Origin of the sequence: Psychrobacter sp. UBA2769, from assembly GCF_002352555.1 — a bacterium.
GTDB lineage: Bacteria > Pseudomonadota > Gammaproteobacteria > Pseudomonadales > Moraxellaceae > Psychrobacter > Psychrobacter maritimus.
Window position 1 is genome coordinate 26,343 of sequence record NZ_DEIR01000023.1, and the last position, 16,535, is coordinate 42,877.

Consider the following 16,535-nt stretch of genomic DNA (forward strand, 5'->3'; position numbering starts at 1 on the left):
ATAAACTGGTGTCTAAAATTGGTGTCTGAACTTATTATCTGAACTTATTATCTGAACTTATTATCTGAACGTAAGGTTACATCCAGTCAGCGGTATTATCAGCCGTGGCGGGATGGTTTTCATACCAGTGCTTGGCAATCTCATCGCGGCGACAGACCCAAACATCGGGCTTACTAGTAATATATTTTAGAAACTTTTTAAGCGCGGTGATGCGACCAGCGCGGCCAATGATACGGCAATGCAAACCGATGGTCAGCATTTTTGGCGTGTGCTGACCTTCTTCATAAAGCGTGTCAAAGCTGTCTTTTAGGTACTGATAAAAGGGTTCGGCATGAGTGAATCCAGGGCTTGATGAAAAGCGCATGTCATTGGTTTCAAGGCTATAAGGAATAACCAGATACGGCTTACGAGCGATTTTATTACCGTCTTCTACCTTAACATTAAGCCAGTAAGGCAGCTCATCAGCATAAGAGTCGGAGTCATAAATATAGCCACCTTGCTCGGCGACCAGCTCACGAGTGTTGGGACTATCACGACCTGTGTACCAACCTAACGGCTGCCCACCAAGCATCCGCTCAAAGATTTCAGTAGCACGGCGCACATGCTCGCGCTCGGTCTCACGATACATATATTGATAGGTAATCCAGCGCAGTCCGTGACTGGCGACTTCGTGACCGTCCTCTAAGACGCGCTCGATAATATGCGGTGTCTTTTCAGCAGCTGCAGCACAAGTAAAGGTAGTAATAGGCAGGCCATAGTCTTTAAACACATCAAGCACCCGCCACACACCGACACGGCTACCATACTCAAAGGCCGATTCGATAGACTGATGACGGTTATTAAATGAGGGTGTGCCTAAGATATCGGACAAAAAACGTTCTGATTCTGCATCGCCATGAATAACGCTGTTCTCAGCACCTTCTTCGATATTGAGAACGAACTGCACAGCAATTTTTGCACCGCCCGGCCAATTAGCTTTCGGTGGATTGCCTGCATAGCCTTTTAGGTCGCGTGCATAGGTATCGTGATTAAAATCGCTGGTTATTTTTTTATTCATTGTAAATATATCCTAAATATTTTAAATAAACTAAAGCAACTAAAGCAACTAAAGCAAAACAAGGGTGAGCCTTGCTGAATAGCTACTTAGCTACTAACATTTAAAGCTACAAACCTGAGGTATAAGCAACGATTTGTTGGCGTTCTGCATCAGTCAATTGAGTCAGATTGCCGAGTGGCATATAGCCTGTTTGTACCGCCGTAATGATTTTATCTTTATGGATTTTCATATCTGACGGTGTTTGGATGATAATACCTGCTGGCGGCGCTGCAAATCCTTGCTGAGTTGGCTGCGCGGCATGACAAGTACTACAGCGCGTATGCACAACATTCATGATGGCATCGTCAGCTGAGGCCGTCACTGGAATTGCTGCGGCGGTAACGTTTTCATTAGACTTAACATCAGAGCTGGCATTAGAACTGGCATCAGAACTGGCATCAGAATTAACCGCGTTACTTGCTACGTCATAGCCAGCCGTTGGTGGCGTGCTGTCATTCGCTGTAGGCGCGGTAGCTACTGGGGAACTAGCAGCAGGTAACGGCTCAATTGGCGCTGGACGCATCCAAATAATCAATAAAACGGTTAAAACAGCAGGGATAACCAAATAGCGCGGCTTATGATTGTCCAAATGCTTCTGGTTAAAGTAATGGCGAACAATCGCCGTGATGATGCCGACGTAGACCAATACCAACCAGCCGTGTGCATGAGAATACATCATCGGATAGTGGTTACTAATCATGGTAAAGATAAGCGGTAAGGTAAAGTAGTTGTTCATCAATGAGCGGTTTTTTGCTTGTAATGCTAAATCGGCGACTTCTTTACCTGGCTTTTCGCCGCGCCGCACACAATCTACAAGCGCACGTTGAGCGGGCATAATGCCAAAGAAGACGTTGCCTGCCATGACCGTACCCAATATGGCACCGATATGGATAAATGAGGCTCGGTCACTAAATAACTGATAAGAACCCCAACAAGCAATGACTAATAAGATAAAAATAATGGTACTAAAAATAAACGAGTTTTTACCTAAGTGACTGCGAACAATCACCTCATAAATAAAGTAGCTGCCAAATAAGAATAATAAGCTGGTTGATATGGCACCGATACTACTACCAAAAGCGACTTTGCTAGGATCAATCAAGTAAGCTGTTGCATTGACATAATAGACGATAGCAAGCATCGCCATACCAGTCAGCCACGTGGTATAAGCTTCCCATTTAAACCAGTGCAGGGTCTTTGGCATCTCTTCAGGTTCAAGCTTGTATTTGGCAATCTCATAAAAGCCGCCACCGTGTACTGCCCATAAGTCACCCGAGATACCTTTATCGGCTTTCCACTGTGGCGGTTTTCGCAAGCTTAAATCCAACCAAACAAAATAGAAAGACGCGCCAATCCATGCAATCCCAGCGATAACGTGAAACCAGCGAAAAAATAAAGCTACCCAATCGAGAAGATATGCGCCCATGTGGCAAGTGTCCTTTTGTCCAATGTTCTTTCATCCAGTGTGCTTTTAAACGATAACGTAATACCTTTACGAGCCGCGATATGTGCTGTAGCCATGCGCGCTAAGTAGCAGCGGTACATGATAGTGACCGTTATCACTTATGATAAAGTCGATGACTACTTGCGGATAAAAAGCCGTGAGGTTTTGTGTATCAAAGTAAGCTTGAGTATCAAACGTTAAGGTATAACGTCCAACATCTAAGTGATATTCAGCAATATCAATAGTAGGGTTAAATAACCAGCTGTCTGGTGTCACGCGTCCATCAGCGTTGGTGACGCCATTGGCTAATAATGAGGCCTCACCGCTTGCGCTTATGCGGTGTAGCGTTACCGCTATGTCAGCGGCAGGCTTGCCAAGATGGGTATCTAAGATATGGGATGAGAGAGTACCTGACATGATAATTCCTTTTATATAGTGAACCAGTAAGGCAAAGTTTAAATTAAAGAATGTACGTTAAGCGGCGCCCAGCAGTTTTTGTAAGCGTAAACGGGTAATTTTATTTTGCTCAGCAGCGGCATTGACCAGCTCAGTAGCGCGATCGTTTGGCAAGCGTGCTAACAGTAAATCCAGCATTTGCTGCGCACTCTTGCCAGTCGCAAACACGATAAAGATAAAACCGAATTTATCGAGATAATCTTGATTGCCTTGCGCCAAGGCGGCAATCACCTCATCCTCAGCGCCATTTGCGCCTGATTGCTCATGCGCGGCACTGTCTTGAGTGTTGCGGTATTTTTCTTTTAGCGAGTCGACGTTGCCGATTTGCGGGTGGCCGTCAAAGGCCTCAAGCAAATTGGCCTCGTTGGATTGTGCTTGTTGCCACGCGTTGTCACTATGAGTAAGTAAGTTATCTATATCAGTGAAAGGACGGTTACTGACTAATTCTGTTGCCCACGCTGTACTGGTGCAACAGGTCAATAGAAGTGAGGTCGCGTCGGCTGGCGCTAGGTGGTTAAATTGCTGTAGCGATAATTTCACAGTGGCATCCTTTTCCTTTGTCCCCAATCCATAGGGCTGAATAAGCTGATATTGATGTATAGCGGCATGCTAATATCTATTGATTAGTATCTATTGATGAAAAATCTCATGCTAAATGGGTATGCATCAATCAGTAATTGCTTTAATATTAACCATTCTCCTAAAACCTGACCATTTGGTCAACTACTTTATGCAAATAATTTACATTAGTGAATTATTTTTCATAAAAATCAGGCCATAAGCCTTACGCTTTATTAAAATATAAACCTACATTGGCGCATCGTCACTCATTGAACATCATTACAGGCGTTACTAATCATGGCCATCAGCAATACAATTAAAAGTGTTATAACTAAAAAATATACGAATAAAAGTGTTACAACTGGAAAAGATATGGCGCACGAGAACGACGTTAATACCTCAGAGAGCTCAGAAGTGCTTGTAGAGCAAAATGTCCAGCGCAATCAGCAAGACATTCGTGCGCACAATCAGGCTGTCATTTTGGCAGCCGCAGAAGAAGAGTTCGTGTTACAAGGATTTCGCGGTGCGACGATGCAAGGTATTGCTGACAGAGCTGAGCTGCCAAAAGCCAATATTCATTACTATTTTAAAAATAAAAAGAACCTCTACCAATCGGTACTGCACTCTATCATCCAAGAGTGGAATGAGGGCTTGGTGACCATGACAGTCGAGAGTGACCCCAAGGAAGTGATCGAAAAATTTGTGCGCACGAAACTGCATCAAGCATTTGCGCACCCAAACCAACATAAGCTGTTTGCACTTGAAGTCATTGGCGGAGCACCGCACTTGCACGACTTTATGTCAACGACGATGCAAGAATGGGCAGTTGATAAAGCGCAGGTCATGAAAACTTGGTATGAACAAGGCAAGATTGGTGTTAGCGATCCATTACAATTACTAATTTTGATTTGGGCCACGACGCAACGCTATGCCGAGTTTGAGACAGAAATCGTCGGTTTAATGGGTAAGGATAAATACGATAAGCAAGATGAAGCGCGTGCTGCTGATTTTTTAGTGCCATTTATTTTGCGTGGTTGCGGGCTTTAATATCTTATATAGTCTATTCAAAATAAAAAAGTACGTACAGAAAATCGCCTTAACGATAAAGCGTTATGACGACTTTATCGTTAAGGCAGTGATTGAAAAGCAGAAAAAATCTCTCACTGCGCTCAATGGAATTTTATAACAATCATGATATCTGTTATGACAATCATGATATCCGTTATCAAAACTATGATATCCGTTATGACAACTATAATATCTGACCTTCAATAGCACTCTCAGATATTTTACGAACAGGCGTTAGCTTTTCTTCAGCGTGTTGCTCTGGCTCATCAAACTCGACACCGTAATTTTTTGGCAAAATCATATCGAGAGCGATAGCAACGATACCTGACATCGTCACGGCAGAACCAAAGATATTGCGGAATAACTGGGGCGTTTGGGCGAATACATCCGGCACAAAGGCCACACCCATTGATAAGCCTAGTGATGTTGCAATGATTAAAATATTACGGTGGGTAAACTCAACTGTCGATAGGATACGAATACCAGCAGTGGCAACGGTGGCAAACATCAGCAGTGTTACACCGCCAACGACTGGCTTTGGCAATTGCGTAAAAATTGCGCCGAGGATAGGGAACATGCCCATGGTAAATAAGATAGCACCTACATAAAAGCCGACATATCGGCTAGCGATGCCGGTCATCTGAATGACACCATTATTTTGGCTAAAGGTCGTCACCGGGAAGGTGTTGAATACCGCCGCTATCAGCGAGTTAACCCCGTCACCTAACACCCCACCTTTGATACGTTTTTCATATAACGGGCCTTTAATGGGTTCGCCTGAAATCATCGAGGTCGCCGTCAAATCCCCTGAGGTTTCAATACTGGTAATAATATACATAAAAGCAATGGGGATAAACGCTTGCCACTCAAAGCCAAAGCCGAATTTAAAAGGAACAGGTAGGGTAAAGATAGGGGCTTCAGCGACCAATGAGAAATCAATACGTCCCATAAACATCGCGGCAATCAAGCCTAGCATTAACCCAATAAAGATGGCACTTGAGCGAATAACTTTATTATCAATAATACTAATTAGTACCACGCTGACCAGTACACCACCACCGAGCAATAGGTTCTGCATACTCCCAAAGTTCTCTGCTCCGACGCCGCCTGCCAAATCGGTCAGACCCACTTTAGTCAATGAAAGTCCGATAGTGACAATCACGCAACCCGTCACGATAGGGCTCATCAAGGATTTAAGCTTGGTAATAAATTGGCTTAAGAAAATCTCGACGAATGCTCCGAGAAACGAGACCCCAAAAATCACAGAGAGAATTTCCTCTGGACTACCGCCTTTGTTTTTTACCACAAAACCTGCTGCCAATACCGCCGCTAAAAAACCAAAACTGGTACCCTGTAGCGCCATCAATCCAGAGCCTACGGGTCCAACTTTGTGGGTCTGAATAAAGGTCGCAACCCCTGATACCATCAAAGACATACTGATGAGGTAGGGGATGTGTTCTCCTAAACCTAGTACGCCGCCTATAATTAGTGATGGCGTAATGATGCCGACAAAGCTCGCAAGTACGTGCTGGGTTGCGCCTAAAAAGGCTTTTGCAGGGGCGGGGCGATTGTGCAAACCATATAATAAATCGCGGTTCCCTTGAGTGTGCTCACTCATCTTGGCTTCCTCCTGAAGTGACTTTTAGTCCAATCTCTGCGGCATTTACTCAGCAATATCATAACTACCTAGAGTCGATAAAAATAATGTCATCGCTAGAGCAATTCATATTGCTTATCTATTCAACAGCCAATCGCCAACAGAAAATCGCACTTATCCTTGTGCTAATAAATAACCATACCTAACCATTATTTATCAAATTGCCAATCATTGTAATAAAAACCTGACTAATTGGTCAGCTATCTAAAGGGTATAGTGAAAGGCTCTGCTATTGCAACGTTTTTTTTCATACTCGTAGATTTATTTATATCGCCATAATGATAGCTTAAAAGCGCACAGTCCAAGCTCTCTGGCTAAAAACCCTGAGATTATCAATTGTTTATAAGGAGTGGATACTTACTATCTTTTGCCAGATTACATTCACAACCTAATCATTGAAGTGAATTTCTCACATTATTTATTGCCAAATTGTTAATACTTCGTTATTATGCCTGTCATAATTTAAATGCTAATAATTATCATTAACTTTACCTATGTGATTCGCAATACAATTTGCAGATTAATGAGTATTACAAGTTTATAGGTGATACAGATTTTTTTAGCGCAGTGGTAGAGCGGTCGTTGTAGAGTAAAGTCCTTATAAGCTTTATAAAAACCTTCTTAAATAAATTCTCAAAAGTGGCTCTTAATTCCTTCAATCCTAATAGTAAGTAAAGTGAGTGTGTTATGCGTGAAGTTAAGTCAGCAACATTTTCTAATCAATTAACGGTCTTATCCATGACGGTTTCAGCTATTTTATGGTCACAGATGGCAATGGCGGCGGAGGAATTGCCTAGTACCACCTTACAAACCATCACGGTGACCGCCAATAGCTCAGTCCGCGAAAAAGTCCAAGAAGATGGGGTTTATGTCGAAGACTATACTCCAGCGCAGCAAGCAAGCCATTTGAGCGATTTTTTGAATGTCGTTCCTGGGGTTACCGTAGGTGGCACCTCAGCAGTCAATCAGCGTATTCGTATTCGTGGTCTTGAAGACAGCAACCTAAAAGTCACCATTGATGGCGCGCGCCAAGAAGGCAAGCTGTTCTATCATATGGGCGATTTGACCCTTGATCCTGACTTGCTCAAGCAAGCGGATGTGGCGGTGGGCAACAATTCTGTCACGCTCGGTAATGATGCCATTGGTGGGGCGGTGGCTTTTACAACCGTTGATGCGGCTGACTTGCTAAAACCGGGTCAAAGAATCGGTGCTAAAGTTCACGCAGGCTATGCCAGTAATAATGATGAACTGCTGACGTCAGCCACGGTGTTTGCCGCCCCAACGGACAATGTTGATTTACTGGCTTATTATGGCAAGCGTGATAGCGATTCTGGCGAAGATGGTAACGGTCGTGAGCTGTTTGAAGACAGTAAAACTGAAAGTATCTTATTAAAAGCGGGTGCTTATATTGCTGATGATCATCATATTGGTGCAAACTTTAGCAGTACTGAAAAGAAAGGTATTTTCCCATTCCGTCCTGACTTTCCAAGTAGTCCTAATACTGGAGGTCTTAAGGTAATCCCACAACAAGTAAAGCGCGATACGTATGGTATTGATTATAAGTTCAATCCTAGCAATCCATTGGTTAATGTAGATACCAATGTGTATCAGACCAAAACGCAGATTTTACGTGATTCCTCCTATGTAGGTAGTTTTGATTTTAACGCTGAAGTTCAAACCACAGGCGCAAAAATCCAAAACACCAGTAACATTGCTACCAATGTTGGCACCCACAAGCTCGTATCTGGTATTGAGCATTATAAAAAAGAATCTGAGATGGAGCGCAACTTCGTCAAAACAGGGTCAGACGAAGCAACAAATACCTCTGTTTATCTAGAAGACCAATGGACAAACGGCAAATTTAGCCTAACGCCAGGCGTGCGTTATGATCGTTACAAATCGCCTGATTTTATCGCTGGTGGCAAAACCTATGACAACGTCGTTGGTGCTTTGGCAGCTAGCTATGAGATTGCACCACTAACGCAAGTATTCGCTAGCTACACACAGTTATTTAATGGTCCTGATTTAAGTCAAACCATCTTTAATTCAGATGGTGATAAAACGTACGTTAATAATAACTTAAAAGCAGAAGAAGGGTCTAACGCTGAAGTAGGAATCGTCACAACCTTACGTGACCTAACGGTAGCTGGTGATGCACTGCAACTAAGCGGTAAATACTTTGAAACCGATATCGAAAACTATATTGAATTTGTGAGATCAGGTGGTACGCGTCCAGGTCTGAATTGTGAGAGTGGAGCACCATTCCAAACTTATAACAAAGCTGACGATGGAAACCGTTGTCAAGGTACTGTCAATAGTACTGAAGACTTCAATATTAAAGGTATTGAGCTTGCCGCTGATTATAAAATGGATAACTTTAGTATGGGTTTGAGCTATTCACGCGCGCGCAGTAAAGGTGAAGACACAGGCTACAGCATTCCATCAGTGACCGGAAGTAGCTCAGAATCAGGTGATAAATATATGGTCAATCTGGCTTATGCCCCAACAGAGACCACAGATATTGGCTGGCGCAGTACGTATGTCGCTTCAGTGATGCCAAATACTGGCGCAAATGATATTGAAAAACCAAGCTATGACGTCCATGATATTTTTATGAACTATTCGCCAAGACAAATTGAAGGACTAAAAGCGACGGTCGGCGTTTACAATCTTTTCGATGAAGCTTATGCCAGTCATTCATCAAGATTGGATCCTTTAAAAGATGATAGCACTGACTTTGAAAAAGGTCGTAATATTAAAGCATCATTGACGTATCAGTTTTAAGCCCGCACTTATTTTTTAGTAGCAAAAAAGCCAGCTTTCTATAAAAAAGAGCTGGCTTTTTTATCGCCCTTTTTTAGAAATTAAGCCTTCTTTTTTAAAAATGGCGCTTTGGCTATCCCACCATTAATCATATATTCTCATAAAGAATCAGCACTTATGACCTCATTTTTATTGTCTTCTTTTGCATTTAACCTGCGCCGTATTTGCCTTTGGATTCATCGTTACACTGGGCTTATGATGGCAGGCTTTTTAATCATGGCTGGCATTACTGGCTCATTATTGGCTTTCCATGACAAGTTAGATGATATGTTTAATTATCAATTGGTTCATATTGAGCGCCAAAATACGCCTCATCTCCCTATTGCAACCCTGCATGATAAGGTGATTAGCGCCTATCCGAAGTACCGTTTTTCTAGTATGCCAACGTCATTAGAAGCGGATAAATCTGCGGTATTTTCGGTCGATAGAGTTCGCGGTGAAAGTGCCAAAAATCAGCCCAAAGCGCCGTTTCAAGAGGTTTATATAAATCCTTATAATGGCAATATATTAGGGACGCGTGATAAAGATGAATGGGCGTGGCGCAATACTATGTGGAAGGTGTTTTGGCTACACCGTGATTTATTGCTTGGCGATATCGGTAAGTTGCTGCTAGGTGTGATTGCACTGCTATGGACGATTAATTGCTTTATAGGCTTTTATTTAACCTTGCCACGTACCGTGAAGAAGAGTCATGAAACCCATCGAAAAACAGTTAAAAAACGCGCGTCTTTTATCAAGCGCTGGCTATCGGCGTGGAAAATCCGCCGCAAAACCAATACCTTTAAGCTCAATTATGATGTGCATCACGCCTTTGGTTTATGGCTGTGGCTGATGCTATTTGTGATTGCGTGGTCGAGTGTCGGTTTTAATTTGCAGCAAGTTTATAAACCAGTGATGCAAGCGGTGGTAGGACTTGAAAGCAGAGAAGGTAAAGAAGGCAAAGAAGGCAAAGAAAGAGAAAAAGGTAAGTCGCATAAATCGGATAAATTTAGCGCGCAAGTTCTGCCAAATGTTACGCCAGTTATCAACGCAACTGCTGATATTGTCAATAAAGCCAATAGTATTGAGTATGTTAGCAAGCAGGCGAATATTGCCGCGCAAAAAAACGGGGTAACCGTACAGAAATTATTGGGCATACGCTGGGTAGCAGAGGACAATCAATGGCAGATGCGCTTTAAAACCGACAAAGATATCGGCACTCACGGTGGTGCTTCATCTATCACAGTGGATGCGGCGACTGGCAAAGTCGAAAAGGTTAATTTCGGTTATCAAAGCTCATTTGGCACTAAAGCTGACCAATGGTTATCGACGCTGCATATGGGACATATCAGTCACGGCGTCAGTCATTTAGCGTATCAAATATTCTTAGCATTGATTGGGTTAGCGGTGGTGGTCTTGTCTGGTACAGGTGTGTATCTATGGGCCAAGGGTAGACAGCAACGTTTGAAGGTTTTACAAAAATTGAGATAAAACTGATGTTTATACCTTTAAACCGTATCTATAATTACTGGCCGACCTTGATGATTTAATACCGTCACATCGACATTATATAGGTCCTTCATCGTCTCTTGGGTAATGACGTCGGCAGGTTTACCAACTGCCATTACCTGACCTGCTTTCATCGTGACCACAGTATCGGCAAATTGCGCCGCTTGATTGATATCATGTAGGACAATCACCACCGTTTTTTGCTGGCTATGACTCAGCTCGCATAGCTCACGCATCAAGCGCCCAGCATGGTACATATCTAGATTATTTAGCGGCTCATCAAGTAATAAATACGGCGTATCTTGGCAGACAATCATCGCAATCAGTACGCGCTGCCGTTGACCACCGGATAATGTCGATAAAAAACGCTCGGCTAATGGTTCTAGCTCAAAGCGTTCGATAATATCCTGCACTTTTTGCTCATCGTTCGCCGTTGGCTGCCCTTGATGATAGGGATAGCGCCCAAACATCAGCAGCTCATGCACGCGTAATCGCCCTTGTACTTGGTTGTCTTGCCCGAGCATGGCCACCGTTTTAGACAGTGTTCGAGCATGACAGCTGACGATATCACGTTCCTCATTATCTACAGCAAAACTTACCCGTCCTGACTGTAGCGGTTGCAGTCGTGCCATTACCGAAAATAAGGTCGATTTACCTGCGCCATTGGGGCCAATTAAAGCAATCACTTGTGCGGGTGGTAAAGACAAGGTAATGTCATGCAGGATTTGTTGTTTGCCAATATGGTGGGAGATATTATCGAGTTTAATCATACAGTTGGTCCGATTTAAAAACGCTATAACGCTACTGGAATAAGTTTTTTTCGCTTGCTGCGCCGATGTAGACAGAGGCTGCAAAAAACTTATCCCAGTAGCATATGCATGTATTTATATATCTTGTCACTAAAATTTTTTTGATTCGTACAGTCTTACTGAGTCATAATTAACGGCGCTGAGTCATAAAAATTAGTATTAAGAAGACCAAGCCGCCTGCCAATTCAATCACTACCGACAGTACCCCTGCCATACCCAGCACTTGCTCAAATACCGTCTGACCGAGTACTAAGCAAATCATCGCTACTAAACTGACCAATATCAGGCGCTCGCTATGATACATGTGCCGCGCGATGCGATTGGTTAAAGCGCAGACTAGTAAGCCAAAAAAGGTTACCGGACCGACCAAAGCAGTTGCCGTGGCAACCAATACTGCGATGACCGTTAACAGCCCAAAGGCTAAGCGTTGATAATTAATGCCAAGGTTAATGGCTTGCGATTTGCCAAGCATCAATACATCACATTGATAGCGCCAGCGCCAGATGAATACAGCGCTAATGACACAAATAAAGAGGCTGATACCCAGTAGCTGCGGATTCACGGTATTAAATTGCGCGTAACTGGCAGACTGCACGACGACGAAATCATCAGGATTAATCAGGCGCGCAATCAGCGCCGATAAGCTGCGAAACAACACGCCAAAGATGACGCCCACCAATATCAACCGCGTCAAATCCTGACTGCTTTTCGAGAACAGCACTTGAAACAACAGTAGGGACGCGCCAAACATCAGGACGATTTCAAGCGTAAACTTGGCAATAGGATTGATGCTGGTAAAGCTCATCGCACCCAAAAAGAACACCAATAAGCTTTGTAGCAAAACATATAGCGAATCAAAACCCAACAGTGATGGCGTCAGAATGGGATTTTGCGTTAAGGTTTGAAACAGTAAGGTCGATACGCCAATCGCATAGCCGACTACCATTAGCGCCAGTAATTTTTTACCGCGTAATGGCAGGGCAAAGTCCCAATAGCCATTGACGTTAAGTGTCAAAAACAGCGTCATTGATATCAATAGGATAATGGTGGCAATTGATTTTGGATGGTTGGCGATAAATGCCCAAAATTGTGCTAAGCGTCCTTGCATAGAAGTATTAGCGTAGCTGTTATTTTCTAAAGTATCATTTTCTAAAGTATCATTTTCTACAACACTCTTTTTTGCCGACCCAGTCTTGGCAGAGTTGTCATTTATAAAGTTATGCTTAGACGATGAGAACATACGTAAATCCTACTATGCTACCTTTAATAGTAACGACGCCAAGCTTATCTAAGCAGACAACAGGACGAATAAATTAAGAAAAGAGTTAATAACAATTAGGGAGCTGTCTTATTGATATATTATTGCTCAGCAGGCGCACGTAATAACAGCCATAAAAACAACACCGTACCGACCACACCAAACACAGTAGCCACTGGCACTTCAAACGGGTAGCGAATAGAGCGCCCGATGATATCGCAGAGCAGTACTGCTGAAGCACCTAGTAGGGCGACAGCTGGCAAGCTACGGCGTAATTTATCACCCATCAATCGGCTGACGATATTGGGCACGACCAAGCCAATAAAGGGAATCATACCAACCGTCACGACGACGACAGCGCTCATCATCGCCACCATACCGACGCCAAGCCACGTGACTTGGCGTTTGCTAATTCCTAAGTTCAGCGCAATATTATCGCCTAGCCCAACGATTGTTAGCTTGTCGGCGATAATATAAGCCAGTACGCACAATCCACCTGTCAGCCAAAGCAATTCATAACGGCCCGCTAATACAGCCGAGAAGTCACCAAACTGCCAAACGCTAAGCATCTGTAACGACTCAGTTTGATAAGCAATAAAAGTTGTCACCGCCTCGATAATGCCACCAAAGACAATACCAATCAGCGGAATCATCAAAAAATCCGTCGGCGGAATACGGTGAATGAGCAGCATAAATAGCATCATGCCAAACATTGCAGTAATGGTCGCGACGCCCATTTTGATAAGCAGCGCACTCGCAGGAAACAGTAAGCTGACGACCAATAATCCCAATGCCGCACTTTGAGTGGCCCCAACCATCGAGGGCTCAACAAAGCGGTTCTTTAGCACCACCTGGATAATCATCCCTGCAACTGCCATGGCGATACCAGTCAAAATAATGGCAATGGTACGCGGTATGCGGCTAACCAACATTAATGAGCTGTCAGAGTTGGCGCTATGATTGATAATGCTGTGCAAGATACCTGACCACGAAAAATCTGCCACCCCAATGGATAAACTTAATAACACCAAAAGCCCCATAATAATGAGGCTGGCTGTGTTTATTAACCACGGTGGTATGGCGGCACGTTGATGGTTAGGACTCAAGTCACTGCGGGTCTTTTTTTGCCAACTTGATGTTGCAGCTGGCAAAGCAGGACTGGCTTTGACACGGGCATGAGCGCGATTGGAAAATAACGACATAACGTCTACTGGCTTAGAAATGGATGATTAAAAATGCAATCAGTAACAGTTGCTTGAACAGTAATAACGTTTATTTTGCACTCGCAAAAGCATCTTTAATGGTGGTCAAGTCCTGCATCCATTGATAATAACCACCGAATGCTAGGTAAGAATCTGGGCTGAGGTAAACCACTTGATTTTTACTCCAAGCATTGGTTTGCGCGACCAATGGATTGTCCAATACTGCTTTTGCACCAGCGCCATCTTCCCCAATTGCTGCACTGCGATCGACGACGAATAGCCAGTCTGGATTGGTTTTTTGTAGATACTCAAAAGATACTGGCTGACCGTGACGCGCATCGGCGATTTGGTCATCGGCCATCGGGATATCTAATACCGTATGAATAAAGCCATAGCGCGACTTATCACCATAAGCGGACAGCTTATTGCCATTCACCATAACCACTAAGCCTTTGCCTTTATCTTTGGTTAAGGTTTTAGTGTCAGCGATAAGACCATCAATATTGCCTTGTAGTTTCGCTGCCTGAGCACTTTTACCAAATAAAGCGCCCAAATCATGCAGGCGTTGCTTGCTCGACTCATAAATATTTGCCGTATCAATGGTCATATCAAGCGTTGGCGCGATTCTTGAAAGCGCGTCGTATTTTTCTGCCATCCGTGAGCCGACCAAAATAGCTTGTGGCTGCATAGCGTTCAAGGCTTCAAGGTCTGGCTCAAATACCGTACCGACTGATTTTGGTTCAGGCTGAGTTTTTGAGTGTAAATTATCTAAATGAAGCCCACTTGGCATGCCATCGACCGCCACATCAAGTGCCGCCAAATCTTGCATCAAGGTCATGTCATAAACGACCAATGGTGACGGATTCATTGCCAAGTCGACCTTACCTTTTGTCGTATCGACGGCAATGGTCGCCACAGAAACATTGTCATTATTGGCAACGTTCGAGGATTTGTCAGCCGTTTGGTTCTCAGTCTTGGCATCTGCTGGCTCAGAGTCATTGGATTCAGGCGAACTACAACCTGCCATGCCAATGCTGGCAATCAGCGCTGTCATCATGGCAGCTAATAAAGGACGCTTAAAAAGGGGGCTAGCGTTGTGGTTTGAGCATATAGTAGTAGGCATAAATAACTCGGTTTATCAAAGGGTTGGGCAGTCTTATAGGAAAAATACTAAATAAAAACTGCTAAATAATGAATCAACTTATAACTTATCAAGGCTGTTTTCTATCGTTGCTTTATAATTGGTTTTTTATGATAAATTGCTTATATAAGTATCATAAAACAGCCATCATGATAAATTAATTGAGACTTATTATCAATAACAATGATAATGGGTTTTATTAACGTTGACAATTTTTACTATATTAATCTTATAAAATGCTTACGTCATAAGGTGTCAGTAATTATTTATATTGGGTTTTGCTGATCAGGATTTTCTAGAATATGAGAGATTAGACTAAAGATATTGGAAATTTACTATTGATAATAATTATCGTTTGCATTATTATCGACACCATTCTATGACGGTTAAATGTTAGGGTGTTATGAGTTCAACGGATTTAGACGCGCCACCACTGAAAGCAATACTTATCGCTATTATCGTTGTGGTGGGATTACATGTGCTCACGGCCGTTGCTTTGGTAACGATAAAACCGTCTGAGCCTAAAATTGAGCCAGTAAAAGAAACGCCGCCTATCGAGATAGAGTTCGTCTCATTGCCTGCTCCAAATACCGAGCTTGAGGTAGAAGCGGGGCAACCAGCCGCTCAGCAAAAGCCTCAGCCAAAAGTAAAGCCTGAACGAATAGAACCGCCTAAATCGCAGCCGCAACAAAAACCAATAGCAGAACCGAAGGCTAAAGTAGTGACAGCAAAGCCAACAGAGATAAAGAACAAAACGGCTGATGTCGAACCTGTTGCTAAAGTAGAAAACAAAAAGCCTGACGTTATTAAAAAAGAATCCCCTAAAATAGATACATCGATGGCCGATGAGCAACGTAAGATAATAGCGGCACAAGCGGAAAAATCCGCTCAAGACGCCCACGCTAGGGCAGTTGCAGACGCCAAAGCTGCTCGCGAGGCACAAGCTGCTGCAGATGCAAAGACTGCAAAAGAGGCCGCTCAAAAAGCAGCACAGGCAAAGGCTGAAAGGGAAGCAGCAGAGGCGGCTGCTCGAGCAAAAGCAGATGCTGACGCCAAAGCGGCGGCGGCCAGTAATGAGCCGGTCAATTTTACCGCCAGCAATGCCAATTGGGCGTCAGCACCGAGGTTTAGCTTTCCTGAGCGTGCAGCGCGTAGAGCCCGCTCAGGTGATACTCTTGATGTCGTATTGGTATTAAGAGTGAATAAACAAGGCGGTATCGATAGCGTGCGAATTGCTCAATCATCAGGCAATGCGATAGTCGATAAAGAGGCGCAGCGTCAGGTACGCTCTGGCAAATTTAAGCCCTTTACTCAAAACGGCGTGCCAGTGGTTGGTAATGTGACTTTACCCATAAGCTATGCCGTGCCTTAGTGATTCGGTTTCACTGTTCAGTACTGGGCTCTGTATTTGAGCTGTTTGACAAAAACTATATAAAATCTAGTCATTTTGAAATGATGGATTCAGCAGATTTATAACATTTATGATGGTGCTAGACTGAATGTGCGCAGCGCCATCACATGGTTGCATCAAA

The 16,535-nt window shown here is 43.5% G+C and carries 13 protein-coding genes; 4 read left to right on the forward strand and 9 right to left on the reverse strand.

Annotation, left to right across the window (positions count from 1 at the left end; genetic code table 11):
- Positions 1–76 precede the first annotated feature (76 nt).
- The 4 genes from puuE to uraD all read right to left on the reverse strand — a co-directional run bounded on the left by puuE (position 77) and on the right by uraD (position 3,536).
- The gene (gene puuE, locus B3Q63_RS12115; protein WP_296177112.1) at positions 77–1,057 is read right to left on the reverse strand and encodes an allantoinase PuuE; all 981 of its coding nucleotides are present in this window, start codon (positions 1,055–1,057) and stop codon (positions 77–79) included.
- A 106-nt stretch (positions 1,058–1,163) separates the two neighbouring features.
- Positions 1,164–2,522, reverse strand: coding sequence for a urate hydroxylase PuuD (locus B3Q63_RS12120; RefSeq protein ID WP_296177114.1), 1,359 nt, complete (start codon positions 2,520–2,522; stop codon positions 1,164–1,166).
- A gap of 66 nt (positions 2,523–2,588) precedes the next feature.
- Positions 2,589–2,957, reverse strand: a complete 369-nt coding sequence (gene uraH, locus B3Q63_RS12125) for a hydroxyisourate hydrolase (protein WP_296177116.1) — start codon at positions 2,955–2,957, stop codon at positions 2,589–2,591.
- 57 nt (positions 2,958–3,014) lie between these two features.
- On the reverse strand, positions 3,015–3,536 hold the full coding sequence (gene uraD, locus B3Q63_RS12130) for a 2-oxo-4-hydroxy-4-carboxy-5-ureidoimidazoline decarboxylase (RefSeq protein WP_296177119.1): 522 nt from the start codon (positions 3,534–3,536) through the stop codon (positions 3,015–3,017).
- A gap of 393 nt (positions 3,537–3,929) precedes the next feature.
- Here uraD and B3Q63_RS12135 point away from each other — a divergent pair, with 393 nt between their 5' ends.
- A complete protein-coding gene (locus B3Q63_RS12135; protein WP_201624863.1) occupies positions 3,930–4,604 on the forward strand; it encodes a TetR/AcrR family transcriptional regulator in 675 nt (224 codons plus the stop codon).
- A gap of 205 nt (positions 4,605–4,809) precedes the next feature.
- Here B3Q63_RS12135 and B3Q63_RS12140 read toward each other — a convergent pair whose 3' ends face one another.
- Complete coding sequence (locus tag B3Q63_RS12140) at positions 4,810–6,243, reverse strand: nucleobase:cation symporter-2 family protein (RefSeq protein ID WP_296177123.1); 1,434 nt, start codon at positions 6,241–6,243, stop codon at positions 4,810–4,812.
- Positions 6,244–6,969: 726 nt separating this feature from the next.
- Between B3Q63_RS12140 and B3Q63_RS12145 the strand changes: the two genes are divergently transcribed.
- On the forward strand, positions 6,970–9,066 hold the full coding sequence (locus B3Q63_RS12145; RefSeq protein WP_296177126.1) for a TonB-dependent receptor domain-containing protein: 2,097 nt from the start codon (positions 6,970–6,972) through the stop codon (positions 9,064–9,066).
- 156 nt (positions 9,067–9,222) lie between these two features.
- Positions 9,223–10,575, forward strand: coding sequence for a PepSY-associated TM helix domain-containing protein (locus B3Q63_RS12150; RefSeq protein WP_296177129.1), 1,353 nt, complete (start codon positions 9,223–9,225; stop codon positions 10,573–10,575).
- 17 nt (positions 10,576–10,592) lie between these two features.
- On the opposite strand, the gene B3Q63_RS12155 is transcribed toward B3Q63_RS12150, so the two are convergent.
- The 4 genes from B3Q63_RS12155 to B3Q63_RS12170 all read right to left on the reverse strand — a co-directional run bounded on the left by B3Q63_RS12155 (position 10,593) and on the right by B3Q63_RS12170 (position 14,985).
- Positions 10,593–11,363, reverse strand: a complete 771-nt coding sequence (locus B3Q63_RS12155) for an ABC transporter ATP-binding protein (protein ID WP_271134551.1) — start codon at positions 11,361–11,363, stop codon at positions 10,593–10,595.
- Positions 11,364–11,532: 169 nt separating this feature from the next.
- A complete protein-coding gene (locus B3Q63_RS12160; protein ID WP_227692294.1) occupies positions 11,533–12,510 on the reverse strand; it encodes an iron chelate uptake ABC transporter family permease subunit in 978 nt (325 codons plus the stop codon).
- A gap of 251 nt (positions 12,511–12,761) precedes the next feature.
- Positions 12,762–13,862, reverse strand: coding sequence for an ABC transporter permease (locus B3Q63_RS12165; RefSeq protein ID WP_296177132.1), 1,101 nt, complete (start codon positions 13,860–13,862; stop codon positions 12,762–12,764).
- A gap of 70 nt (positions 13,863–13,932) precedes the next feature.
- A complete protein-coding gene (locus B3Q63_RS12170; protein WP_296177134.1) occupies positions 13,933–14,985 on the reverse strand; it encodes a siderophore ABC transporter substrate-binding protein in 1,053 nt (350 codons plus the stop codon).
- Between the two features lie 421 nt (positions 14,986–15,406).
- Between B3Q63_RS12170 and B3Q63_RS12175 the strand changes: the two genes are divergently transcribed.
- Complete coding sequence (locus B3Q63_RS12175) at positions 15,407–16,375, forward strand: TonB family protein (protein WP_296177137.1); 969 nt, start codon at positions 15,407–15,409, stop codon at positions 16,373–16,375.
- Positions 16,376–16,535: the final 160 nt, after the last annotated feature.